This window comes from Nocardia sp. NBC_00508, assembly GCF_036346875.1.
Lineage (GTDB): Bacteria > Actinomycetota > Actinomycetes > Mycobacteriales > Mycobacteriaceae > Nocardia.
On sequence record NZ_CP107852.1, the window covers coordinates 1,537,295 to 1,560,587 of the forward strand.

The following is a 23,293-nucleotide window of genomic DNA, read 5'->3' on the forward strand; positions in this document are numbered from 1 at the left end:
AAGATCACGGCGACGACGACCGTGAGCGGCAGGCCGAAGGCAACCGCGAGTCCGAGCTGAGTCGCGCTCATCGTCGCACCCCGCCGATGGCCGTCCAGCGGGCGAATGATGCACGGGGCGCGGCGCATTCGACATCAACCACGGCCATGAGCCGATCCAAGGTCATCGCGTCGATGTGCGCCGACGACGGCAGCAACACCACGTCGGCACCGGACGCCGAGACCTGTTCGACCAGACCCAGTACCGAATCGGTGTCGGCCCAGTTCAACGCGTACCCCAATCGTCGCGCCAGTCGCCGCACCTGGGCCGCGTCCCAATCCGGTGTCGGCGATGACGGGTCTATCCAGCCGATCGCGTCCATCCCCTGCGCCTTCCATCCCCTGCTGTCCGTTGGCAATCCCTCGCGCCGGGGAATCGAGTTCGACCCGGCGCGAGGGCTGGGGCTTACGTTGGCAGCGCAGACACCCTCGAAGTCCGAAGGGTTTTCGTACTCTTGGAGCCTCGGCGCACTCAGGATGGAGTGGTGAGCATGAGCGAGAACCGCAGCGGTGTAGCAGCCCGAGTAGCCCAAGCTCGCAAGCTGGGCGGACTGACGCAACGGCAGCTCGCCGCGAAGGCGAACGTGTCAGTCGGGCTGGTCCAGTCGGTAGAGCAGGGCCGCGTGCCTGCCACACCCGCGTTTCTCGGCGCGGTCTCCAAGGCGTTGCGCGTGTCGGTCGCCGAACTCAACGGCCAGCCATTCCCGCCCGCCCCGGCAGATACCGAGGTGCACGCCGCGATTGCGGTCCTGCGCACCGAACTGGCCGCCTACGACATCGACAATGCTGCCGTCCCCCAACTGCGTGTGCTGGCCGAGATCGCCGCCGACGTCGAACAGGTGTGCCGGTATCGACGCAACGCTTCGTTCCACCGACTCGGCGACGCGTTGCCCTCACTGCTCAGCGAGGTTCGCGCCGTTGTGCACCGCACCCGCGGCGCCGAACGGGATCGCGCTCTGGTGATGCTGTGCGAGCTGTACTACTCGGCGCACTCCCTGGCATACAAGCTCGGCTATGCGGATCTGGCCGCGCTCGCGGTCGACCGGATCGCCTGGGCTGCCGCCGAGGCCGATAATCCGCTGTGGCGGGCGACCGCGCAGTTCCAGCGCGCCGCGCTGCTCACCTCCGGCGGCGACTGGACGGCTGCGCTGTCGTTCCTGGAACGCTGCCGCGCGAGCATCGAACCGCGACTCGGCGCAGGGCGGCGTGATGATCTGATCGCCTGGGGTGGCCTGCACCTACAATCCGGGCTCGCCGCCTCCCGATCGGGCAAACGCGACCTCGCCGACCAGCACCTTGCCGAGGCACGGGCCACCGCTCGACGCGTCGGCGATGACCGCGACCCGGTCCTGTCGTTCGGCCCCACCAACGTCGGTATCTGGAGTGTCGCGCTCGCGGTCGAGGCCATGGACGGCACCGAGGCATTGAACCGCGCCCGCACGCTCGTAATCCCCGCCGACGCGCCAAAAGAACGTGCCGGGCACCACTACATCGACCTTTCCCGCGCCTACCTGCTGCACGGTGACCGTCCTCTTGCCCTCGACGCCCTGCTGACGGCGAAGTCGATTGCACCAGCACAGACCCGCTACAACCCCGGTGTCCACGAGACCGTACGGGCGCTGGCGCGCGCCGAGGCACGCAGCGTTGAGACCGTGCACGGGTTCGCAGTGTGGTGCGGAATCACGAACCGGCTCTAGTCGGGCAACCCCTTCGCCACCGCCGGGGCCAGGAACTCGACACGGAACGAGTCGATAAACTCGGCGCGCCGGTCGAGGAAGCGCCGCGTGTGCGGCTGCCGTTCGTGCTCATCGAACGCGGCCCGGTCCCGATACACCTCGTAGAAGACCCGCGACAGCGGCTCGCCTTCGACCGCGTGCGTGGCGTACACGAGCGTGCCGGGCTCATGGTCCCGAATGCCCTCGATGGTCTCGGCGACGAGCAGGTCGAACGCTGCCGCCTTGTCGGCGTCGATCAAGTCGAACTTCACCGCGAGTGCGAACATTCGCCGACGGTACCGCAGCGGGTCGCCGCGGCCCCGTCTGACCGATCCCCGGACACTCAGCGCACCCCGCCGCACATAATGGGTACGGCGGGGTGCTGTCCTCCGTGATGGAGGCTGCGCCTTCGCAGCTCAGGCGGTGTTTCCATCCTGCCAAGAACCTGCCAAGACCGGCACGAACAGGGTGGATGGGGCCGCACACACCGGACACGAAACAGCCTCTGACGTGGGCGGTATGGACGGGGCGATGCCCAGTGGACGGAAGCGCGCGCTTTTACACACCAGCGGTCGGGGCTTCGATCCCCTCTGCGCCCACAGAACACAGCGATCCGAGGGAGGCAACGCCGCCCGAGCGGCGGTAATCGGTCGGGTATCGGCCAAGCGGATGATGCCGCACAGCACAAGGCGTGTTGTCGGTGAATGCTGACGGCGCGGTAGCGCCGGTCGGGTCGACGGGCTTGGGGCGGCGCCTCTCAGGGGTGGGCAGTTTCCAGCAGCGAGGTGCCGCGTTGATCTGTGCACACTGTCCCGGTGGGCTTGGAGATAGATCTATGTGTGGTTGGACTTGGCCCGACGGGTCGCGCGCTGGCACATCGCGCAATGCGTGCCGGGCTCTTTGTCACAGCGATCGATCCGCGACCGAAGCGTTTGTGGTCGCCGACCTATGCCTGCTGGGTTGATGAGTTGCCGGAGTGGCTGCCGCCCAGTGCGATTGCCACCCGTATCGATGCTCCGACGGTGTGGACCAACACCGAGCACCGCATCGAACGACCTTATTGCGTGCTGTCCAATCCGGGACTGCGCGACGCTCTGCCGCTCGATGACGCTACTGTGCTGACCGGCCGGGCGACCCGTGTGGACGCACATGCAGTGGAGCTCGCTGATGGCACGATCGTCCGCGCGGCAAAGGTTTTCGATGCCCGTGGGCTGTCGCCGGTCAAACAGCGCCGCGCAGTCAGCGCGCACGGCATTTTCGTGTCCGCCGAAACCGCGGCCCCGATGATCACCGATGGTGAAGCACTGTTGCTGGATTGGCGTCCCGACAACGGCGCGGGCACGGACGAGCCGCCGTCGTTTCTGTATGCGGTGCCGGTCGGCGACAGCACGGTAGTCTTCGAGGAAACCAGCCTCGGCCTACCTGGTGGTATGCCTCGGCGTGAGTTGCGCGAGCGTTTGCTGAATCGGCTCGCCGCTCATGGCATCCGGGTTACAGGGCAGGAGCCGAGCGAGGCCCCGCAGTACCCACTGGATCAGCCACCCCCGAAAAGCGGGGTGGTCGGGGCGATTCCGTTCGGTTCGCGCGGCGGCATGATGCACCCGACAACCAGCTACAGCGTGGGGGACTCACTGGCGCTGGTGGACACCGCGGTGAACGCGGTGAGCGAGGAGCGTGATCCGGTCGCGGCACTGTGGCCCTGGCGGGCTCGGCTGGTGTATTGGATGCGGATGCGCGGGCTGTGGGGCCTGGGCAGGCTCACCACCGACCAGTCGATCGCGATGTTCGAGTCCTTCTTCAGCGCCTCGCCGCGTGAACAGCGCGCGTTGCTGTCCGCGCACGACGACTACGCCGCGCTGGGCGCCGTTCTGTTCAACACAGTCGCGCACCTGCGTCCGTTCCGGTGGCGCTACGACCTGGTCGGCTGGACCAACCGGAACCGCTGGGTGGGATACGACTTCGATCAGCCGACAGTCCTGACGGGCCGCCGTCCTCGCAGCGATGACCGGACCGAGATAGCTGCATCCTGATCCAGGAACAGTCCATCCCCAAGTCCGCAAAGTAGATCCGGACGCTCGGACAACTAATCCTTCCGCGCGACCTTTCGGCCCGCAGGTCAGGCAATCGCTGTTTGCAAGGTTGAACCGGAACGTACAGCAACCAACAGGCCTTTCGGCATCGATCCGGAAGATTTCGAACGCACACTGCGTGGGGCGGGAACCGAGCTGCGCGACCTGCTCGGTAAAGCTGGCGTATACCTGGATCGCGTAGATCACGCGAGCGTCAGTTCACTGGCGTCGCTGCTCGGTCAGTTCGTCCAACCGGAACGGCCACGTCCACCGAAACCCGAGGGCGAGACCACCGGTGAGACCGGCAGCGGGGTGTGGGTGATCTACAACATCGATGACATCGGCGAGGCTAGTTTTGACCAGGTCTTTCCGAGCGAGCTCGAGGCCTTACGCGCGCATCGCGACAACACCGACGATCGCCGTCGGGTGCGGTTTCTGCCCTATGTGGTTCCGGCAAGTGTGTTGGATCTGCCCTGACGGCGCTGACTCGCTCCACAACTAGCAGGCGGAGACAGATCGGCCGGCATCGCTTTCAGCTCCAGCAGTGTCGTAAAACGACCTTCGCGGCCATGCCGTCTACGGAGACGCCGCCCGCGCACGGATCACGTCGGCCCTGGACCATCGGACGGGCGGCGCGTAGCGGCTGCGGTGGTGCTGCTCCGGTCCGGAGTGCGGCCTTCGCGCCGCCCAGCGGCCGGTTCCGCAAATTCCCCAGTGGGCCGCCAGTGTGCCAACACCGGCATCGACGCAGCTACGGCTGAACGGCGGGATCATCCGCACCACCCGGTGTTTTCCGGGTGTTCCCTGATGCGCTGCGGTGGTCGGAAGTGGTTGGGTTGGTGCATGTCTGCAGAGGCGGTGTCCGGGGAGTTGGGGCGGGTGGAACGGGTTTTCGATCGGCTTGCCGCCGGCTATGACCGGCAGATCGGGTGGTCGGAGCGGGTGCTGCTGGGTGATGCCCGGCGGTGGGCGGTCGATCAGGCGCGGGGTGCGGTGGTCGAGATCGGGGTGGGCAGCGGGCTGAATCTGCCGTTGTACGGGCCTGCGGTCGAACGGGTGGTCGGGGTCGATCTGTCCGAGCGGATGCTCGAGCTGGCGCGAGCGCGCATCCCCGCGGCGCCGCCCGTCGAATTGGTTCACGGGGATGTGCAGCAGCTGGATCTGCCCGAGGGCTCAGCGGATTCGGTGGTGTCGACCTACACGTTCTGCACGATCCCCGACCCGCTCGCCGCGGCGCGCGCGGCATGGCGGGTGCTGCGCCCGGGCGGGGTGTTCGCCGCCGTCGAGCATGGCCCGGCCCGCTCCCGGGCGGTTGCGGCGGTGATGCGGTGGGTCGAGCCTGTGGCGGTGCGGATGGCGGCCGACTATCTGACGCGGGAGCCGCTCGGCTACCTCACCGCTGCCGGGTTCACGATCGAGCACTTCGCCCGCACGGGCCGCGGGGGTGTCGTATTTCGTGTGCTGGCACGCAAACCCGACACCGACACCGACCTTGCATAGAGCTAACGGTGAATTCTTGGTCAGGCCGCGGGGAGCAGGGTGAGGTCGGGCAGATGGTGCCCACAGCATCAGGCCGGAGCATCGCCGGATCCAGCGCCAACGGGCGGCGCGAGCTTCGAGTGGCCGATCTCTTTCCGACCGGGCTTCCTCTCCAGCACGGCTCTTCTTCACCGAGAGCGCGACCCCATGTCGGGGCGTAGCGGCGCGAGGTGCGAGAGATTCCGACCCAGGGGTTGATGTTCTCCCGCGCATCCTCCGAGCAGAGTTGATGGTGTTCATCTGTGGGAAGCCTGCGACGACGGCATCCCGAAAACAGTCGTCCGAGGGGGACACCATGAAAAAGAACACGATTCGCGCGGCGGCGGCAGCAGTAGCGCTAGGACCTGTGATCGTCCTCGGCTCGGGTGTGGCTACCGCGTCCCCCGCGCCCGTCCACGTGGCGGACCACCCGGCGCCGATCTCCACCCACGTCGAGCCCGCCATGTTGAGCATGTACGCCCCGCTGTGGGTGGGCGTTTGCGCGAACCCTGCGATCCCTATCTTCGCTTCGATGATCTGTGCCGCGTGACCCGGTCGACGGCGCGGCGACAGTGCGGACATGTCCCTCTCCGCTGTGGGTATCCGCACCAGACCAGCAACTTCGGTGCATAGTGATCCGCGATTCTCAGCCCGCGCCTGAACCGAGAGAAACTCCACTCTTGGCGCAGCCGCGGGTGGCGATTCAGCTCCGCCGCGGGTGCTACGGCGACGCCTGGGCGCTCTGTCCAGCGGCCGAAGCCATCGGCTCCTCATGCCGGCGGGCACCCGCGTAGACCTGCAGGTAGCGCGTGATGGCGATCCGGCCCTCGTCGGTCAGCGCGTCACCCTCGTCGCCGCGCTGGTGGGCCACCTCGAAGACGCGGTCGCCCAGCTCCACCGCCATCTCGACGACGCGCCGGCTGGTGCCGGGCGCCAGCAGGCCGGTGGACAGCAGGTGGCGGTGGAACAGGTCGGTGAGCCGGCCGAGGTGTTCTCTGATGTCGTCGCGGACCGCCTCGTTGTGCCGGGACGCGTAGTAGAGCGCGACGAAGTCCGGGTGGGACATGTAGTGGCGGCGGTGGAAGGCGAAGAACGCCTCGACGGCCGCCGCGATGTCTCGCAGTGGCCGGGCGGTGGCGAGGGACTCCGCCAGCTCACCGTCGAGGCGCACGAGTTCGCGGGCGAGGAGCTGCTCGAAGATGGCGTCGCGGTTGGTGAAGAACTGATACACCGTGGCGGCCGGGACACCGGCACGTTCGGCGACCGAACGGACGGTCGCCGCGTCGGCGCCCGCTGTCGTGACGATCCGCAAGGCGGCGTCGAGGATCCGCTGGACGCGCTCGCGGCTGCGCTGCTGAACCGGTTCGCGGCGGAGGGGGCTGGCGTCGGGCACGCGGTCCATGGTAGACACGTCAAAACTAAACATGACGTCAAGTTATGTTTCAGCTGATCTTGTGCGGAGGCGACTACACCATGAGCACGACCAGGGCAGCCGTCGATGCGTTGGTCAAGGCGGGGCGGGCGAAACGCCGTTCCACCGCCGGGGACGGCACCACCGCGAAGGCTGCTTGCAACTTGTGCGAGGCGATCTGCGGTATCGAGATCACCATCGAAGGCGGGATGGCCATCGGTGTTCGCGGCGACCGCGACGACCCGCTGTCCCTCGGCCACGTGTGTCCCAAGTCCGTGGCGATGACCGACGTGCACAGCGACCAGGACCGGCTGCGGCGGCCGATGCGCAAGATCGATGGGAATTGGGTGGAGGTGGACTGGTCCGAGGCGATCGATGCAGCAGCCCGCGGACTCGCTCAGGCCCGCCGGCGCCACGGCGCGAATGCGGTGGCGGTCTACCTGGGCAACCCCTCGGTCCACAGCCTCGGCGCGATGACCCACGGGTCAGCGTTCACCTCGCTGCTGCGCACCCACAACCACTTCTCGGCCTCCTCGGTCGATCAGTTGCCGCACCAGGTCGTTTCGGCACTGCTGTACGGGCACCAGTTCCTGCTGCCGGAGCCGGACCTCGACCGGACACGGCACCTGCTCATGTTCGGCGCCAACCCGCGTGCGTCGAACGGAAGCCTGATGACCGCGCCGGACATGGCGAGGCGCCTGCGGGAGATCCGCGAGCGCGGCGGGCGGGTCACCGTCATCGACCCGCGCCGAACGGAAACCGCCGCCGACGCCGATGAGCACGTGTTCATCCGGCCCGGCACGGACGCCGCGGTGTTGTTGGCCATGGTGCACGTCGTCCTGCGCGACCGCGCACCGAGCCTGCCCGAATATGTCACGGGCCTGGACGCGCTCCAGGAGGCGGTCGCCGAGTTCACTCCGGAAGCCGCCGGCCGTTTCAGCGGCGTGCCCGCCGCCACGATCACCCGCCTCGCCCTCTCCTTCGCCGACGCAGGCCCCGCCGCCTGCTACGGCCGGTTCGGGGTTTCGACCCAGCGCCACGGCACCGTGTGCCAGTGGGCCATCCAGGTGCTCAACATCATCACCGGCAACCTGGGCCGCGAGGGCGGGACACTGTTCGCCGATCCGGCCATCGACATGACTCGGCTGCTCAGCCCGGGCCATTTCGGGCGCCGCCGCAGCCGTGTGCGGGGGCTTCCTTCCTTCGCCGGGGAATTTCCGGTCGCCGCGCTTGCCGAGGAGATCACAACGCCAGGCGAGGGGCAGATCCGGGCGCTGCTGACGGTTGCGGGAAACCCGGTGCTGTCCACTCCTGCCGGAGCCGCACTCGGCACTGCGCTCGGCGGCCTCGATTTCATGGTGGCCGTCGACTTCTACCTCAACGAGACCACGCGCCACGCGGACGTCATCCTGCCGCCGACCAGCGCCCTGGAACGAGACCACTACGACCTGGTTTTCCGGTCATTCGCTGTCCGCAACACCGCGAAATACTCGCCCGCTGTGCTGCCCAAGCCGCGCGGCGCGCGGCACGACTGGGAGATCTTCCGCGACCTCGGCTCGGCCTACCAACGCCACCTCGGCGGCGGCCGGATGCAGGTATTGCGCCGTCGCCTCAGCAGGCCGGCCCTGGCCACCGAGGTACGGCTGCGAATACCACCGCGTCGGCTGGTGGACCTGCTCCTGCGCCGAGGCCGCTACCGGCTGAGCGTGCGCCGGCTGCTCGCCCACCCGGCCGGGCTGGATCTAGGCCCGCTGCGACCAGGCGTCGAGCATCGCCTGCGGACTCGTGACCGCCGACTACATCTTGTGCCGCCGCAGGTCGTCGACGCCCTCGACATCCTGCGCTCCGACCTGCGAGCGGATCCCGGGGATCCAGGGTCGCTGCTGTTGATCGGCCGACGGCACCTGCGCTCCAACAACTCCTGGATGCACAACTACGCCCGCCTCGTCGCCGGTCCGCAGCGCCACCATCTGCTCATGCATCCTGCCGACGCTGCCCGCCTCGGACTGGCCGACGGGCCCGCCGTGCTGCGCTCGCGCACCGGCGCCGTGCGGGTGGACGTCAGGCAGACCACCGACATCATGGCGGGCACGGTCAGCCTGCCCCACGGGTACGGGCACGCGGCGGCGGAAAGCCGGCTGTCCGTGGCCGCCCGCGTCACGGGCGCGAGCGCCAACGATGTCACCGACCCGTTGTTCCTGGACACCGTCAGCGGAAACGCCGCGCTCAACGGAATCCCGGTCACCGTCGAACCGCTCCCCGACTCCCACTAGCAAGGAACGCCATGCCTCACGTGATCACCCAGCCGTGCTGCAACGACGCCTCCTGCGTGCCGGTGTGCCCGGTCGGCTGCATCCATCCCACCCCCGACGAACCTGGCTTCGCCTCCGCCGAGGCCCTCTACATCGACCCGGCCAGCTGCATCGACTGCGGCGCCTGCGTCGCCGAGTGCCCGGTCGGGGCGATCACCCGCGACACCGCGCCCGCCGCGGCGCGGTTCTTGGACCTGGCGGAGGCTTATTACCAACGAAACCCGCTGCCGCCCGGCATCCCCGCCGCCCCGCCGCCCGCTGCGCGGGCCGAGGTCGAGGAACTTCGAGTCGCGGTGGTGGGCTCCGGGCCCGCGGGCGCGTATGCCGCACTGGAGCTGCTCGAGCACCCGGGCGCGACAGTCACGATGTTCGACCGGCTGCCCACACCGTGGGGTCTGGTGCGAGGCGGGGTGGCCCCCGACCACCCGTCCACCAAATCCGTCACCGAGGTATTCGAGCGTGCCGCCGCCAACGGCCGCTTCCGCTTCCACCTCAACGTCGAGGTCGGTACCCACATCACCCACGACGAGCTGGCCGCAGCACACCACGCCGTCGTCTATGCCTATGGGGCCTCCGGTGACCGCCGCCTGGGGATTCCCGGCGAGGACCTGCCGGGCAGCGCGTCGGCAACCGAGTTCGTGAACTGGTACAACGGCCACCCGGACTTCGTCGACCGCACGTTCGATCTCTCCTGCCGCCGTGCCATCGTCGTCGGCAACGGCAACGTCGCCCTCGACATCGCGCGCCTTCTGGCCGCCGACCCCGCGGAGCTCGCCGCCACCGATATGGCCGATCACGCCCTGGCCGCGCTGGCCGCCAGCGCGATCGAGGAAGTCCTGGTCCTCGGCCGACGTGGCCCCGCGCAGGCCGCGTACACCACTCCTGAACTGCTCGCCCTGACCGATCTCGACGGCGCCGATGTCTTCGCGTTCTCCGACGAGGTCACCTTGGATGCCGACCAGCTCGCCGCGCTTCAGTCCGACCCGCTCGAGCTGGCCAAGGCGAAGGCGGCTGCGGAACTCGCGGCCCGCCGCCGCGGCGCGTCTCGCCGAATCGTGCTGCGCTACTTGGGTTCTCCGCTGGAGATCATGGGCGACGAACGAGTCACCGGGGTACGCGTCGCCCGCAATCGGCTCGAACGCGGCCCCGGCGGCGACGTCCGCGCTGTCCCGACCGGAATCGAAGAGACCATCGAGGCGGGCCTGGTGCTCCGGGCGGTGGGCTACCGCGGAGCTGCACTGTCCGGCCTGCCCTTCGACCCTGACCGGGGTGTGCTGCCCAACCACCAGGGCCGCGTCCTGCACGACCGGACCGGCGAACCCATCCCCGGCGTTTACACGGCGGGATGGATCAAGCGGGGCCCGTCCGGAGGCATCGGCGCCAACAAGAAATGCGCACTGGACACCGTCGCCGCACTCGTCGCCGACCATTCCGCGGGGTTGCTGCCCACCCCCGCGGCCACCCCGCAGGACCTCGACACGCTGGTCCGGAACCGCCAACCCGCTGTCGTCGGTGTGCACGGGTGGCGGGCGATCGATCGGACCGAACGCGAACTCGGCGCGGTCCAGGGACGGCCAAGGCGCAAGCTCGCCTCCTTCCCTGCCCTGCTCGCCGCGGCGCACGGGGACGACTCGATGCCGACGATCCCACTGCCGGTCGACGCAGACAGGATCCGCCCCTAGTCGCGGTGGCCGTTCCTGCAAAAGCGCAATCCGGTGTCAGCCCGCCGGGATTACTGTCGAAGCATGCCGACCGAGCCCGCATCGTCGCCCCGCTCCGCCCCGTCGTTCCATACCGACGCGATTCCTTTTGATCGCTCCCAGTCCGCCGGAGATGGTGTTCCCGCTGACGACCCGATGGCGATGCTGGTCGGCATCCTCGACCTTCAGGCAGCGCTACCCAGCATCCAGCGGATACGCCGATGGGGGCACGACGCCCTCGCCGTAGAACCCGGGGAGCGCGCGCTGGACATAGGCGCCGGAACAGGCAGCGAAGTCATGGAATTCGCCGACCGTGTCGGTCCTGACGGCGACGCGGTCGGGGTCGATCCCAACCCCGCGATGCTCGACGTCGCCCGTGCGCGCGCCGAAGCCGCGGGCTCGCGTGCCCGCTTCATCGAGGGCACCGCCTACCACTTGCCGTTTCCGGATGCTTCGTTCGACGTCGTGCGGTGCGAGCGTGTCTACCAGCATCTCGACGACCCGGCCGCCGCCACCGCAGAAATCGCCCGAGTCCTGCGCCCGGGCGGACGCGTGCTGCTCATCGACAGCGACTGGCACACTGCGATCACCCATCCCGGCGACCCCGACGTGCTCGGTCGCCTGTCCACAGTGATGCTCGCGGCCACACCGAATCCGACGTCGGGCCGAAGACTGCGCGGCCTGCTCACCGCTGCCGGTTTCGCGATCGACGACATGGGCTCGGAGGCGGTGATCTGGGATCCGGAAACCATCCGCCCACTGTTTGCGCAGATGGTCGACGGCGCCCTTGCCGAGGGTGTGATCACCGGGCAGGAGCGCCTCGACCTGGACACTGCGATGGAATCGGGCATCGCGCGAGGCGACTACCACCTCTCGGTCACCATGTTCGCCGTCCTCGCGCACCAACCGGAGTGAGCCGCACCGGCTCTACCGTTGCCGACCCGCATCCGGCCGAATCCTCCCCGCCTCCACCAGCGCCCGCCAGGCAGCCGTCTTGCGCGGGCACTCGCCGACGCGGCAGGCGCGGTGCCGCTGCATCGTCATCTGGGCTTCCACCACACTCATCGCATGTTCGGGTGCGTCGTGCGGGAAACCCATCGGCCAGACCGCAGTGTCCATATCCGTCCGCTCTCGTCGCACTCGTTGCTCGATCTCGACGACACTTCTGCCCTGCGGGAGCCGAACCGGCCACAACCACATCGCAATCCCGATGACCAGCGTCGCGAGCAGAGAAACACCGACGGCGACCGCCAGCACTTGCCACCCGCTCACGGCAACCTCCGGTACAAATGATCGATCGGCAGCAGCGACGGCCACCTATACCCGCGCGGATACATCTGCTCCGGTGTGATCAAATCGCATAGTTCGGTGACCGCACGGGCGAAAGGGTGCGCATGCACCAAGCTCGGCACGATCACCGCAGCCGCGTCCACCACCCGGATATGCTCGACCGTCAACAAAGCCGCAGTTCGGACCGCCGTCGCGAACACGACCACTTCTGCCACGAAATACCCACGCGCAGCGGCTAATTCCCGGATCGCCCCCTCATCCGGCTGCTCGCCTTCTCCGGACACCGCCCGCCGGATCACACCCAACGCGTTCGGCCCCAGCGAAGTCACGGCTGGGCAGCCCTCATCACCGTCCACTTCTTATCTCCCCTGCTCGGCATATTGGTGAGCACCCGCCGCCGGGGAGCCGACGAGAGATGGCGTCAACCCGACGGCGGGGCCGGGCAATAGCCTGCCGCCGGAGCACAGCGCGGCGATTACAGAGCGCTATACCGCGTGTGGGTCGATGCCGAGACTGTGCGCCAAGCTGCGAAGGCGGCCGTCGATCGCTCGACGACGGGCGCGGCGAACAAGCGCCGAAACGGAATCCAGGACCATCGGGTCCATACGAGTGCGTTGCGGATCGACCATTTCGGCTTCCGAGAATGCCCGCACGGCTTCGGAATCGTTGCCTACCGCGGTCAGCGCGTGGCCATAGTCGGTCCAGAAGTAGACGACCCGGTTCGGAGCCCGAACCGGCCGCGGATCGATGGTCCGGGCCACCGTGACAGCCTTGTCGCTGTCACCGAGTTCGCTTGCCACTGATACATGCCAGATCGCCGCGCTGGTCGGGCCGAACCACAGGAGACCGAATCCGCCATCCTCGGTCTCACCGAGTCACCGCGCTTCCGAATAAGCCTCATCGAGCAGGTCGAAGGCGCTACTCGACTGGTCCGCAATCGCATTGCCGATCGCACCCCGGCACAGCAGATTCCCATATGCCTGACGCACACTGGTCGTGCCGAGAAACGGTTGCATCTCCGTCGCGGTGCGGGAAGCCAAACGACCGGCCAACGCGGCATTCTCCGGCGGCATCGCGTTGAGCCTGGAAATCTCCGCCAGCCCGATCCATTCGGGAAGCTCTAGATTCCGGGCACATCGAAGCCCTGCATCCGCGATACCCGCCGCAAGGTCCGGAAAGCCCACACCTTTGACCAGAAACCGGGCGTTGAAAGTCAGTTCCACGAACTCCGGTCCACCGAAGTAGAAAGCGTCACGCAACAGATCGGCCATCCCCGGAGCCAACCCGGCGTAGTCAGCGTTGTTACGCAGAATCGTCGACCGCTCGACCGCTTCGCGCACAGCTTCCCGAGGACGCTCCGGCTTCCGGCGCTCACCAACCGCGATCTCGACATAGGCAGACCTGATATCCGGAATAGCGGCCGTGGCAACAGCCTTGGCCGGATCGGTCGGATCCCCCGGTTGCCCGAGTAGCTGCGCAACAGTGACGTTGAGGGCGCGAGCGATCGCAACCTGCGTCGCCCGCCGGTCCAGCGCACGCTGCCCGCTCTCGATCTGGGAAATGTAGCCCTGTGTCAACCCGGCACGATCCGCCAGCACCTTCTGGCTGATCCCGCCCCGCCGCCTCCGCCAGTACCGGATGCGCTGTCCGGTGTGCTCCATATCTCGAGCGTAGGTGGCCGCACGCACATGTACCAGCCCGAAAGCCGATGGATCGCGACCCCATTCGCACGCAGCAAGCAGCGACGACCTGCAATCCGCATAAGTCTACGAACTGTTTTGGGGCCGTCTCAGCGGGAATCGTCCTTACGCTTGACCCGGCGAACCAGTGGCGAGAGGGTACGGCCGTGTACAGCTCCGACGAGAACGCCCCGATCGGCAAGCGCATCCGGTGGCACCGTGAGCGTGCCGGTATGTCACGACCGGTACTCGCGGGCCTGGTCGGTCGATCAGCCGAATGGTTGAAGGCGGTGGAGAGCGGCCGCCTACAGGGCCCTCGGCTGCCGATGCTCTTGCGGATCGCCCGCGCCCTCGAACTCGAGGATCTGTCCGCGTTGACGGCTGATGAGCACGCTGTGCCTGTATCGGTGTTCGCAGGTGAACGACACGCCGCACTGACCGATGTGCAAATGGCGCTGAGCGACTATCGCATAGCAGCTCCGAGTGGCTCGGCGGGGACCGAGCACTTGGCTATGCGGCTCCAGCAGGCATGGCACGTACGCCACGCGAGCCCAGATCACCGGACGCAGCTCGGCTTACTTCTGCCGGGATTGATCAGAGACGCGCAGAATGCCGCACGAGCGCCCGGCGACGCCCGCCGGGCCGCTCGGCGTGTCCTGTCCGGGGTTTATCAGCTCGCAGACTTCTTCGTGGCGTATCAGCCTGCGCCAGAACTCGTTTGGCTCGTCGCCGATCGCGCGCTGAGCGCGGGGTATGAGGCAGACGACCCCTACATGATCGCGTGCGGCGCTTGGTCGATGGTCCAAGCGCTGCGCGACTCCGGCCGCTGGGACGAGGGAATAGCGCTGGCGCACAATGCCCTTACGCAGATTGCGCCCTATCTCGACCGGGACGACATTCCGGATGATTGGCGAGGTATCACCGGAGCTCTTCAAGCCGAGCTCGCCTATGTGCATGCCCGCCGTGGTCGTTATGGCGACGCCTGGGCACACTGGGAAGCAGCCAGCCGGATCGCCCGCTCACTCGGGCCGGCCTACCGCCACGTCCAGACCTCGTTTTCGATCCCTGTGATGCAGGCACACGCGACGACGCTCGGAGTAGAACTGCGCCGACCAGGCGAGGCGTTGCGCGCGGCCGGCGCGTTCGAGGCCGACCGAATTGCTTCCGTCCCGCGGCGCAGTCGCCATTTCATCGAGGTGGCCCGCGCGCATTATCAGCGTGACGAGTTCGTCGCGGCCCTTGCGCTACTGAACAAGTCGGAGCAAACGGCTCCCGAGACGATCCGGTACAACGGTTATGCCCGCGAGATCCTCCACACGCTGCAAAAACGCCCGCCATCAGGAATGCGCGACGACGTTCAGGATCTGTGCGATCGGGTTGGCCTCCCATCACACTGATGAGGCTGGAGTTGGATTACGACTGGTCCGGAGCGCAGGACCACATGGCCGACACGCCGGGCGCTCCGAGCAACTTCTTCTGCTCCAGCTTCGGCGGGGCTGTGCGGCGTGCTCCACCCGGTGGGTCGGCGTTCCCCCACCGTGACGCGCTGTTCTACTGCGAGCCGGGCGCGGCCTGGAACGACCCCGCACTGAACTCGAAAGCTCTCGGCTGGGTGGCCGACTTCTGGCGCGCACTGCGCCCCTACGGCGACGGCGCGTACGTCAATGTGCCGAACGCCGCCGCGTCGGACTGGGAGCGCGAGTACTACGGCTCCAACCGCGAGCGGCTGCGGCGGGTCAAGGCGACATTCGACCCGGAGAACGTGTTCAACTTCGAGCAGAGCGTGCCTCCCGTCGGCTGATCCGGTCGCTAGACCACCCGTTGGAGCGCGCGCAGGTCTGCGTCCAGTTTCCGGAACAACCAGTAGACGGCGACGAATGCGAGCCCGGAGGCCGCGCACAGTCCCAGCACCGAGTCGCGCACCAGCGGAAGCTCCGCAGGCTCGAGGCCGGCGCTGAATCCGGCCAGTACCCCGACCAGCGGCACCGACGCCGTTACCGCGAGATAGACCGTGGTTCTTCGCCGCAACGCGTGAAGATCGGCGAAGTCGCGCGCCGTCGTGCGGCTGTGGCGCAAATAGATGGGATAGACGCAGCGGACGATGTAGAACGTCGAAAGGAAGAACGTGTAAGCGACGGAGATGGTGCCCGACACCAGAACGGTCGTCGCCGCGTGCACCAGCAGCCGCGTCGGAATATCGGTGAACCAGTGCAGCAGCACCACCCCCGCCACGGTTGCGGCCACCGAGAACAGGAAGGTCAGCATCGCGCAGAAATCTCCCCACAGCAGTGTTCGGGATCGCACCCGCGCGAGCATCGATTCGTCGTAATGCCTGCCGTCGCGCAGGCCGCGCGGAACCGCGACCAGATCACGCGACACGTATACCCAGATGACGACGGCCAGCGGCCAAGCACAGAGATTGAAAACCAGGACGCCCTTGTCGAGCTGCGCGTTGGTGGTATCGGACAGGAGCCCTCTGATCAGTGCGTGGGTATGCACAGCCAAGTAGGCCGACGCGACGCTGATGCCGACCAGCGAAGACAACCACAGAATCGGGATGGACCATCGCGAAAGCCGTGCCCGCCAACTGTTCGGCAACGGATAGACGAGGTCGCGAGCCCTCTCCTCGAGGCACAAGTCGAGCTGCTGGGCAAATTCCGAACCATACGAGTAGCGGTCTTCGGGGTCGGGCGACAGACACTTCAGCAGCACCCCGCGCAGCGCCATGGGGCAATCCGGGGGAAGCTCCGACAGGAACGCCGGCTCGACTGCTCTGCGCCGCAGTTCGAGCATGCGGGCCAGCGACGTCTCCGACGCGCCTGCGGACGTCTCGTCCGCGAATGGGCGGCGTCCGGTCAGCAACTCCCACAACATGACCGCGAGCGCGAAGAGGTCGCTGCGAGTGTCGAGATCGGCGGCGGTTCCCGGCATGTCCGGATGACAGGCCTCCAGCTGTTCGGGCGACATGTACGCCAGTGATCCGCCGAAGTACGCTAGCGGACTCGTGCCCTTGACGCGTTGGCTGAAGCTGACGTTGAAGTCGGCCAACTTCGGGACTCCCTCGGCGCTCAGCAGCACGTTCGCGGGTTTGATGTCCCGGTGCAACACCCCGCGTTCGGAGGCGTGCTGCAGAGCGTCCGCGAGTCGGCGGCCCAGCCAGGCGACTGTCTCCGGCCAGGTCAGTCCGGCCGTCCGTGCCCGGATCGCCGATTCGGTAGGCCGAACCTCGCCCTTATCGGCAAGTACCTTGTCGACGGCGTCGAGCAGCACTTGGCCACTGCGCTGTTCGGTAGGCGTCGCGCGCAGCAAGCGCAGCACATCGAGCAGCGTTCCCCCGGGTAGGTACTGCATGTAGAGCAGCCTCAGCTCGCCATCGGCGATGAGCCGCTGATCGAAGATGCGCACGATGTATTCGTGGTCCAGTTGGGCGAGTGTCTGCGGCTCGACGCCGTGGTTATGGGAAATCTTGACCGCGACCAGTCGCTGCATCGATTGTTGCCGAGCGAGGTACACCTGGGCGAACGCGCCGGCTCCGATCCTCATCAGGAGGTCGAAATCATCGACATTGTCGCCGACGTTGATGGCGTCGAGAACGACTTGGGCACCTGGACGAGCAATCATCGTGCTGCGGTAGTCGCTCGTGAGTTCTGCGAAGCCAGGGTCGGCCGCCGGAGCGGTGACCTCGGCGGACATGGTGGCCGCATCGGGTGCCTGCGAAGCGCGGCGCAGCGCATGGAATTCCTCGTACAGCAGTTCGGCCGGAAGCGGGGCATCTCGCAGCTCCGCGAATTCGGCACGGTATTCGATCAGTCGTTTGGGAAAGTGATAACGAACCCAGCGGTATTCGAGGTCGATCTTGACCAGTTCGATCAGTACCACACGCCGCTCGGCCGGTTCACGAGGCAGGTATCCGGACAGGTCGGGCGGGAAACCGGACGCCCAAGCCTCGGAGAACCGCGCCACGGCAGTGACCAGCGCTGTGCGGGTCCGTTCGGCTGAATCGACCAGGTCGATCGGCTCGTGCATCGATAGCTCGGGATCAACCGCAGGCGATCACACGACGGCTACCCAATGCGTATAGCAGTTGCCCCACGCTAACTCCTTTCGCCGCACCTTCCCTGCTCAAGGGTAACGCGCCGATACCAGCTAATGGGTGGCAACAGTAGCGATCGGCTGCGGGGAACTGCTCCCGACGGCAGTATCCGGGCGGCTCCGCGGGGACGCGCGGGACGTGGTGAACGCGGTCGACTTCGAGTAACGCCTGCCCGGCCCTCGGAGTTGTACCTACCCCACGTCGCGGCGCAGCCAGGTGACCTCGGCGCCGGATTCCCCTCCGTAGCGGTAGATTTCGAGGTCCTCGTCCCAGGCGGTGCCGAGGGCGCGGTCGATTTCGGCGGCCAAGTCGTAGGCGGAGTACTTGCCGAGTTCACGGGTGGCTTGCAGCATCGCGCGCAGGCGCATTTCGCCGACCATGACGTCGCCGTTGGCGCTGGTGGAGCCGTGCCAGAGTCCGAGGCCGGGGACGAAGCTGTAACGCTCGCCGTCGACGCCGTCGCTGGGCTCCTCGGTCACCTCGAAGCGCAGCACCGGCCAGGAGCGCAACGATTGGGCGATCCGGGAGGCGGTGCCGACGGGGCCGATCCATTCGCTGGTCGCGCGCAGTTGTCCATCGGCCGGTTGCGCGGTCCAGCGCAGCTTCGCCGGGGCGCTCAGGGCCGAGGTCAGCGCCCACTCGACATGCGGGCACAGCGCGGCAGGCGACGAGTGGATGTAGACCACACCCGCCGTCGCGTCCGCGAACTGACTCGATGCGCGCACCACCAATACCTCCAGCTTCGACGAGGAACGTCTTCCCCAACGACTCGACGAACTGGCGTTGCCCGAGTGTACTGGAGTGCCCGAAGTTACACGTGTTACTTCACAGCCGTGTTGCGTGCGGCTGCCACCTCCGCGATGACCGCATCGCTGAGGGGTGGCCAGGCCACCCGCGCCCAGTCGCCGAAATTCTCGTCGCTCAAGGCGAGACACGCCAACCCCGTTCGCGGGTCAACCCATAAAAATGTCCCGGATTGGCCGAAATGTCCATAGGTTTGTGGCGAATTCGTGTCACCGGTCCAGTGCGGCTGCTTGTCGTCGCGGATTTCGAAGCCGAGCCCCCAGTCGTTGGGACGCTGCGAGCCGTAGCCGGGCAGTACGCCGTTGCACCCCGGGAACTGAACGGAAGTGGCCTCGGCGTGCGTCTGCGCGGAGATCAACCGCGGCTTCAGCAATTCGGCGGCGAAGCGGGCCAGATCCGCGGCGGTGGACCGTCCCGCGTGTCCGGCCGACCCGGCCAGCACCGACGCCGTCATGCCCAGCGGCGCGAACACCGCGTCGCGCAAGTAGTCGTCGAACGCGATCCCGGTCTGCTCGGCGACGAACTCCGCCAGCACCTCGAAGCCCGCGCTCGAGTAGATCCGCTTGGCGCCGGGAGCCGCCTGTACGTCGGTGGTGTCGAAGGCGAGCCCGGACGTGTGCGCCAGCAGATGACGCACGGTGGCGCCGGGTGGCCCGGCGGGCTGGTCGAGTTCGACTGCGCCCTCTTCCACCGCGACCAGAACGGCATAGGCGACCAGGGGCTTGGTCACCGACGCCAGCGGGAACACCCGGTCGACGTCGCCCTCGCTCGCGGTGCCGCCGCCTGCGGTGACCACCACCGCCGCCGCGTGCCGCACCGGCCATTCCCGAATCTGCTCGAGTGATCGCACCCTGCGAGCCTACGAGAGCCGCGTCGCTACCATCGACTCACCATGAGTGAAAAGCCCACTGTTCACGGCGAGGTCGCGTCCGGTTTCGGACCGGTCGCCGACACCTTCCGCCGCAACTTCGCCCGGCACGGCGAGATCGGCGCCGCCGTCGCGGTCTACGCCGGTGACCGTCCGGTGGTGGACCTGTGGGCCGGCTTCCGCGATCGGCATCGCACGCTGCCGTGGGGACGCGACACGATCGTGCCGGTGTTCTCCTCGACCAAGGGCATGGCGGCGTTCACCGTCGCGGCGGCGGTGAGCAAGGGCCTGCTCGACTACGAGCAGCCGGTGGCGAAGTACTGGCCGGAGTTCGCCGCGCACGGCAAGGAAGCGGTGACCGTGCGCCAGCTCATCGACCACCAGGCCGGACTGTCAGGCCTGAGCGAAATCGTCCGGTTGCCCCAAATCGCCGATCTGGACGGCCTCGCGCGCATTCTGGCCGCGCAGAAACCCGCGTGGCGGCCCGGCACCAGGCACGGCTATCACGCGACCACCCTGGGCTTGTACCAGGGCGAGTTGCTGCGCCGCGTCGACCCACAGGGCCGCACGCTCGGGCGCATCTTCGCCGAGGACTTCGCCGCGCCGCTCGGCCTGGATTTCTTCATCGGCCTGCCCGCCGAGCAGAGCATGGACCGGATCGCCACGCTGGCGGCTACCCGCGGCCTGGACGTGTTGCGCTACGAGCGTGACCTCCCGCTGCGGATCGGCGCGGAGATCTACCTCAAACGCGGGCTGGCCTACGCGGCTCTGACCAATCCACGCTGCGGAGCCCCGGCGCGGGCGACGCGACGCGAATTCCTCGAAGTGGAACTGCCCGCGTACAACGGCGTCGGCAACGCTCGCGCACTGGCCAGGGTCTACGGTGCCGCGGCAAGCCGCACTGGCGCGCTGCCGATCGATGATGCGTTGCTCGACCGGCTCGCCGCGGCCGAGACCGCCGACGACGTCCCCGCCGAGGACTTGGTGCTGCACACCCAGAGCCGCTACCACCTCGGCTTCCGCAAGTCGCGCGGCACGTTTCGTTTCGGCTCGGACAAGCGCGCCTACGGCACGACGGGACTCGGCGGCTCGTTCGGATTCGCCGACCCCGCAACCGGTCTGGGCTTCGGTTACACGATGAACCGGCTGGGACTCGCGATCCTCGACGACGTTCGCAGCCGCAATCTGCGCGAAGCCCTGCTGCGCTGCCGGATCTGACGGTGGCGAACCCGGTTGCGGGGCTTCACCGGGCGGAGCATTCCGGCCCACTTCTGAACCTCCGCCGGCATCTCGGGACTGAATCGCGCGGCCGGTCCGAATGACCATCCCGGGATGTGGGCTCGGGGAAGTCCGAGTTCGCGGCTGTCCACATGACCAGTCGGCCGGTGCGAGCGGCGCGCCGAACAGTCACGGCAGGCCCAGGTCGCCGTGATCGGCCGCATACACTCACGGGCGTCCAGCTCAGCGAGTATCCACTGGTAGACCATCGTGGCATCGAGGGGAATTCGTGGCAGAACCACCGCCCACCATCGACGCGTACCTCGCCGCGTTCCCCGAGGACGTCCGGGGCATCCTCGGAGAGATCCGGCGCACCATTCGGGCATCGCTACCGGACGCGACCGAGGCGATCAGCTATGGCATTCCCACCTTCCGGCTGCACGGTCACAACGTCGTTCATTTCGCGGGCTGGAAGCAGCATGTGAGCCTCTATCCGATCCCCGAAGGCGATCCGGCGTTGCAGCGCGCCCTCGAGCCGTACCGGGCGGGCAAGGGCACGCTGAAATTCCCGCTCGGCAAGCCGGTCCCGTATGACCTGATCGGACGCATCGCCACCGAACTCGCCGCGCGCCGGGAAGACTGACCTGGTACGCAACGGCGAGTCCGCGAGTCGACCGGCCACCTGGTTCTGGCGCCGGACGAGCGGAGAACGGCGCTCGGTGGCGTTACCAGTCGGCTTCGGTGTACTTGATGATGCCGCGAATGTTCTTGCCGTCCAGCATGTCCTGGTAGCCCTGGTTGATCTCCTCCAGCGAGTAGCTGCGGGTCACCATATCGTCCAGGTTGAGCTGGCCGGCCTTGTACAACGCGAGCAGGCGCGGCGCGTCCTGGCGGGCGTTGCCGCCGCCGAAGATGCAGCCCTTCACCGTCTTCTGCAGCATGGACAGCAGGAAGCTGTTCAGTTTGACGTCGTTCTCGTCCATCCGGCCCATCGAGGTGACCACCAGGGTGCCCGCCTTCGCGGTGAGGATCAGGCCCTCCTCGATGTACTCGCCGTGCATCTCGCCCATGGTCAGGATGACCTTCTCGGCCATCCGGCCCTCGGTGGCCTCCATCAGCGGCATGATCGCGGCGGCCATGCTCTCGTAGGTGTGCGTGGCACCGAACTTCTGCGCCTGCTCGCGCTTCCACGGATTCGGGTCGATGGCAACGACTTTCGACGCCCCGGACAGCACCGCGCCTTGCAGGGCGCTCATGCCGACGCCGCCGATACCCGCGATCACCGCGGTCTCGCCCGGGGACACCTGGGCGACATGGGTGGAAGAGCCGAAGCCGGTGGGCACGCCACAGCCGACCAGGCAGGCCACCTCGAACGGAATGCTCGGATCGATCTTCACCACCGAGGTGTGGTGCACCGTCATGTACGGCGCGAAGGTGCCAAGCAGGCACATCGGGATGACGTTCTCACCGCGTGCCTGGATGCGATAGGTGCCGTCGCTGATGGCCTGGCCGAGCAGCAGTCCCGCGCCGAGGTCGCACAGCGCCATGTGCCCGGCGACGCAGGCCGGACAGCGGCCGCAGGCCGGGATGAACGACAGGATTACATGGTCGCCGACCTGCAGGTCGGCCGGACAGTCCGGACCGAGCTCGGTGATCACGCCCGCGCCCTCGTGGCCGCCCATCACGGGGAAGGACGGCATCGGGGTCGCGCCGGTCACGATGTGGTGGTCGGAATGGCACATGCCCGCCGTCTCCATGCGGATCTGTACCTCACCGGCGACCGGATCGCCGACCTCGATCTCCTCCACCGACCACGGCTGGTCGATCCCCCACAGGATCGCGCCCTTCGTCTTCATTCCTGTCGACCCTCTCGCATGCACGTGCTTATATGTGACTGCACCCACAGTACGAGAAAATTGTAACGCGTTCTAGTACCGCGTCGAAAATTCGGCGATATAGCGTGACCACACCCCCGAACGCGTTACAGTTCGCTCAGCCGCGGACGTCGTGCACGTGATGCACCAGATCGTGCGCGAAGTATCGCGCGAACGACTCCACGGTGAACACCGCCCCGTCACTGCGCGCGCCGCGCAGTCCACGCTGCGTGAGCGGCACGGACTCGAACGAGCGGGCCACCCGCTCGGCCGCCTCGTCCAGTTCCCCGGCCACCTGGGCCGGGTCCTGCTCCCCGTAGCGGTCGGCGATCGCGGTGGCGTCCTGGTCCCAATTGGCGAAGCGCGGGACCTCGCCGTCGGGGTCACCGGCCAGCATCAGATCGAGACGGGTGCCGAAGAGGCGGCACACGTCGCGCACGTGGGCGCCGTATTCCAGCGCCGACCAGGTGGATTCGTCCGGGCGGGTGCGGGCACCGTGGCGGTCGAGCACCGCCGCGAATCGGACGGCCGTGTCGCGGGTCAGCGCGGGCACGGTCGCGTAGCTGGTCGCGGCGGCGTCGAAACCGCATTCGGGACAGGCGCGTTCGAGCACCCAGGTCCAGTCCTTGACATCGGGAACGATCGGCATGCGCTCAACCTAAGCGTCGCCGAACAGCACCTGCTACCGATTTTCGGTCAACTAT

Annotated in this window: 23 protein-coding genes and 1 pseudogene; 12 read left to right on the forward strand and 12 right to left on the reverse strand. The window is 67.5% G+C overall.

Annotated elements, in window-relative coordinates; genetic code table 11:
* Positions 1 to 67 precede the first annotated feature (67 nt).
* A complete protein-coding gene (locus tag OHA40_RS06810) occupies positions 68 to 361 on the reverse strand; it encodes a hypothetical protein (RefSeq protein ID WP_330232218.1) in 294 nt (97 codons plus the stop codon).
* A gap of 168 nt (positions 362 to 529) precedes the next feature.
* Here OHA40_RS06810 and OHA40_RS06815 point away from each other — a divergent pair, with 168 nt between their 5' ends.
* Positions 530 to 1,735, forward strand: a complete 1,206-nt coding sequence (locus OHA40_RS06815) for a helix-turn-helix domain-containing protein (protein WP_330232219.1) — start codon at positions 530 to 532, stop codon at positions 1,733 to 1,735.
* Here the strand turns inward: OHA40_RS06815 and OHA40_RS06820 are convergent.
* The gene (locus tag OHA40_RS06820) at positions 1,732 to 2,040 is read right to left on the reverse strand and encodes a putative quinol monooxygenase (RefSeq protein ID WP_330232220.1); all 309 of its coding nucleotides are present in this window, start codon (positions 2,038 to 2,040) and stop codon (positions 1,732 to 1,734) included. The genes OHA40_RS06815 and OHA40_RS06820 overlap by 4 nt on opposite strands.
* A gap of 552 nt (positions 2,041 to 2,592) precedes the next feature.
* On the opposite strand from OHA40_RS06820, the gene OHA40_RS06825 reads away from it, so the two are divergent.
* From OHA40_RS06825 to OHA40_RS06840, 4 genes are all read left to right on the forward strand, one after another.
* Positions 2,593 to 3,783 (forward strand): lycopene cyclase family protein, encoded by a 1,191-nt coding sequence (locus tag OHA40_RS06825; RefSeq protein ID WP_330232221.1) that lies wholly within the window; start codon positions 2,593 to 2,595, stop codon positions 3,781 to 3,783.
* Between the two features lie 93 nt (positions 3,784 to 3,876).
* Entirely contained in the window at positions 3,877 to 4,299 is a 423-nt protein-coding gene (locus tag OHA40_RS34670) for a hypothetical protein (RefSeq protein WP_442944030.1), read from the forward strand.
* A gap of 366 nt (positions 4,300 to 4,665) precedes the next feature.
* A complete protein-coding gene (locus OHA40_RS06835; RefSeq protein WP_330232223.1) occupies positions 4,666 to 5,322 on the forward strand; it encodes a class I SAM-dependent methyltransferase in 657 nt (218 codons plus the stop codon).
* 334 nt (positions 5,323 to 5,656) lie between these two features.
* Positions 5,657 to 5,890, forward strand: a complete 234-nt coding sequence (locus OHA40_RS06840) for a hypothetical protein (protein ID WP_330232224.1) — start codon at positions 5,657 to 5,659, stop codon at positions 5,888 to 5,890.
* Between the two features lie 171 nt (positions 5,891 to 6,061).
* Here OHA40_RS06840 and OHA40_RS06845 read toward each other — a convergent pair whose 3' ends face one another.
* Positions 6,062 to 6,733 carry a TetR/AcrR family transcriptional regulator gene (locus tag OHA40_RS06845; protein WP_330232225.1) on the reverse strand — a complete coding sequence of 224 codons (672 nt, stop codon included), beginning with the start codon at positions 6,731 to 6,733 and terminating at the stop codon, positions 6,062 to 6,064.
* An 80-nt stretch (positions 6,734 to 6,813) separates the two neighbouring features.
* Here OHA40_RS06845 and OHA40_RS06850 point away from each other — a divergent pair, with 80 nt between their 5' ends.
* The 3 genes from OHA40_RS06850 to OHA40_RS06860 all read left to right on the forward strand — a co-directional run bounded on the left by OHA40_RS06850 (position 6,814) and on the right by OHA40_RS06860 (position 11,678).
* On the forward strand, positions 6,814 to 9,024 hold the full coding sequence (locus tag OHA40_RS06850) for a molybdopterin-dependent oxidoreductase (RefSeq protein WP_330232226.1): 2,211 nt from the start codon (positions 6,814 to 6,816) through the stop codon (positions 9,022 to 9,024).
* Between the two features lie 11 nt (positions 9,025 to 9,035).
* Positions 9,036 to 10,745 (forward strand): FAD-dependent oxidoreductase, encoded by a 1,710-nt coding sequence (locus tag OHA40_RS06855; protein ID WP_330232227.1) that lies wholly within the window; start codon positions 9,036 to 9,038, stop codon positions 10,743 to 10,745.
* A 63-nt stretch (positions 10,746 to 10,808) separates the two neighbouring features.
* Positions 10,809 to 11,678 (forward strand): methyltransferase domain-containing protein, encoded by an 870-nt coding sequence (locus OHA40_RS06860; protein WP_330232228.1) that lies wholly within the window; start codon positions 10,809 to 10,811, stop codon positions 11,676 to 11,678.
* A gap of 12 nt (positions 11,679 to 11,690) precedes the next feature.
* On the opposite strand, the gene OHA40_RS06865 is transcribed toward OHA40_RS06860, so the two are convergent.
* From OHA40_RS06865 to OHA40_RS06880, 4 genes are all read right to left on the reverse strand, one after another.
* A complete protein-coding gene (locus tag OHA40_RS06865) occupies positions 11,691 to 12,035 on the reverse strand; it encodes a hypothetical protein (protein WP_330232229.1) in 345 nt (114 codons plus the stop codon).
* A complete protein-coding gene (locus OHA40_RS06870) occupies positions 12,032 to 12,409 on the reverse strand; it encodes a hypothetical protein (RefSeq protein WP_330232230.1) in 378 nt (125 codons plus the stop codon). Before OHA40_RS06870 ends, OHA40_RS06865 begins: the two co-directional genes overlap by 4 nt.
* A 129-nt stretch (positions 12,410 to 12,538) precedes the next feature.
* Positions 12,539 to 12,853 carry a hypothetical protein gene (locus OHA40_RS06875; protein WP_330232231.1) on the reverse strand — a complete coding sequence of 105 codons (315 nt, stop codon included), beginning with the start codon at positions 12,851 to 12,853 and terminating at the stop codon, positions 12,539 to 12,541.
* A 75-nt stretch (positions 12,854 to 12,928) separates the two neighbouring features.
* Complete coding sequence (locus tag OHA40_RS06880; RefSeq protein ID WP_330232232.1) at positions 12,929 to 13,651, reverse strand: helix-turn-helix domain-containing protein; 723 nt, start codon at positions 13,649 to 13,651, stop codon at positions 12,929 to 12,931.
* A gap of 110 nt (positions 13,652 to 13,761) precedes the next feature.
* Here OHA40_RS06880 and OHA40_RS06885 point away from each other — a divergent pair, with 110 nt between their 5' ends.
* Together OHA40_RS06885 and OHA40_RS06890 are read left to right on the forward strand one after the other, a co-directional pair.
* Positions 13,762 to 15,129, forward strand: a complete 1,368-nt coding sequence (locus OHA40_RS06885) for a helix-turn-helix domain-containing protein (RefSeq protein WP_330232233.1) — start codon at positions 13,762 to 13,764, stop codon at positions 15,127 to 15,129.
* A gap of 41 nt (positions 15,130 to 15,170) precedes the next feature.
* Positions 15,171 to 15,533 (forward strand): annotated as a pseudogene (locus OHA40_RS06890) (BBE domain-containing protein); the annotation flags it as partial.
* An 8-nt stretch (positions 15,534 to 15,541) separates the two neighbouring features.
* Here the strand turns inward: OHA40_RS06890 and OHA40_RS06895 are convergent.
* The 3 genes from OHA40_RS06895 to OHA40_RS06905 form a co-directional block, all read right to left on the reverse strand.
* Positions 15,542 to 17,758 carry a serine/threonine-protein kinase gene (locus OHA40_RS06895; RefSeq protein WP_330232234.1) on the reverse strand — a complete coding sequence of 739 codons (2,217 nt, stop codon included), beginning with the start codon at positions 17,756 to 17,758 and terminating at the stop codon, positions 15,542 to 15,544.
* Between the two features lie 258 nt (positions 17,759 to 18,016).
* Positions 18,017 to 18,550 carry a DUF3145 domain-containing protein gene (locus OHA40_RS06900; RefSeq protein ID WP_330232235.1) on the reverse strand — a complete coding sequence of 178 codons (534 nt, stop codon included), beginning with the start codon at positions 18,548 to 18,550 and terminating at the stop codon, positions 18,017 to 18,019.
* 95 nt (positions 18,551 to 18,645) lie between these two features.
* Entirely contained in the window at positions 18,646 to 19,479 is an 834-nt protein-coding gene (locus tag OHA40_RS06905) for a serine hydrolase domain-containing protein (RefSeq protein ID WP_330232236.1), read from the reverse strand.
* 42 nt (positions 19,480 to 19,521) lie between these two features.
* Here OHA40_RS06905 and OHA40_RS06910 point away from each other — a divergent pair, with 42 nt between their 5' ends.
* Entirely contained in the window at positions 19,522 to 20,715 is a 1,194-nt protein-coding gene (locus OHA40_RS06910; protein WP_330232237.1) for a serine hydrolase domain-containing protein, read from the forward strand.
* A 289-nt stretch (positions 20,716 to 21,004) separates the two neighbouring features.
* Positions 21,005 to 21,358, forward strand: coding sequence for an iron chaperone (locus tag OHA40_RS06915; protein WP_330232238.1), 354 nt, complete (start codon positions 21,005 to 21,007; stop codon positions 21,356 to 21,358).
* Positions 21,359 to 21,440: 82 nt separating this feature from the next.
* Here OHA40_RS06915 and OHA40_RS06920 read toward each other — a convergent pair whose 3' ends face one another.
* Both OHA40_RS06920 and OHA40_RS06925 read right to left on the reverse strand, forming a co-directional pair.
* Positions 21,441 to 22,571 carry an NDMA-dependent alcohol dehydrogenase gene (locus OHA40_RS06920; RefSeq protein WP_330232239.1) on the reverse strand — a complete coding sequence of 377 codons (1,131 nt, stop codon included), beginning with the start codon at positions 22,569 to 22,571 and terminating at the stop codon, positions 21,441 to 21,443.
* 136 nt (positions 22,572 to 22,707) lie between these two features.
* Entirely contained in the window at positions 22,708 to 23,238 is a 531-nt protein-coding gene (locus tag OHA40_RS06925; protein WP_330232240.1) for a DinB family protein, read from the reverse strand.
* Positions 23,239 to 23,293 lie beyond the last annotated feature (55 nt).

Bases quoted from the DNA above. Each gene is read 5' to 3' on its own strand.
- OHA40_RS06820 (WP_330232220.1), bottom strand. From the start codon at position 2,040: ATGTTCGCACTCGCGGTGAAGTTCGACTTGATCGACGCCGACAAGGCG.
- OHA40_RS06885 (WP_330232233.1), top strand. From the start codon at position 13,762: ATGGATCGCGACCCCATTCGCACGCAGCAAGCAGCGACGACCTGCAAT.
- OHA40_RS06910 (WP_330232237.1), top strand. From the start codon at position 19,522: ATGAGTGAAAAGCCCACTGTTCACGGCGAGGTCGCGTCCGGTTTCGGA.
- OHA40_RS06840 (WP_330232224.1), top strand. From the start codon at position 5,657: ATGAAAAAGAACACGATTCGCGCGGCGGCGGCAGCAGTAGCGCTAGGA.
- OHA40_RS06815 (WP_330232219.1), top strand. From the start codon at position 530: ATGAGCGAGAACCGCAGCGGTGTAGCAGCCCGAGTAGCCCAAGCTCGC.
- OHA40_RS06835 (WP_330232223.1), top strand. From the start codon at position 4,666: ATGTCTGCAGAGGCGGTGTCCGGGGAGTTGGGGCGGGTGGAACGGGTT.
- OHA40_RS06920 (WP_330232239.1), bottom strand. From the start codon at position 22,571: ATGAAGACGAAGGGCGCGATCCTGTGGGGGATCGACCAGCCGTGGTCG.
- OHA40_RS06810 (WP_330232218.1), bottom strand. From the start codon at position 361: ATGGACGCGATCGGCTGGATAGACCCGTCATCGCCGACACCGGATTGG.
- OHA40_RS06855 (WP_330232227.1), top strand. From the start codon at position 9,036: ATGCCTCACGTGATCACCCAGCCGTGCTGCAACGACGCCTCCTGCGTG.
- OHA40_RS06860 (WP_330232228.1), top strand. From the start codon at position 10,809: ATGCCGACCGAGCCCGCATCGTCGCCCCGCTCCGCCCCGTCGTTCCAT.
- OHA40_RS06895 (WP_330232234.1), bottom strand. From the start codon at position 17,758: ATGCACGAGCCGATCGACCTGGTCGATTCAGCCGAACGGACCCGCACA.
- OHA40_RS06850 (WP_330232226.1), top strand. From the start codon at position 6,814: ATGAGCACGACCAGGGCAGCCGTCGATGCGTTGGTCAAGGCGGGGCGG.
- OHA40_RS06925 (WP_330232240.1), bottom strand. From the start codon at position 23,238: ATGCCGATCGTTCCCGATGTCAAGGACTGGACCTGGGTGCTCGAACGC.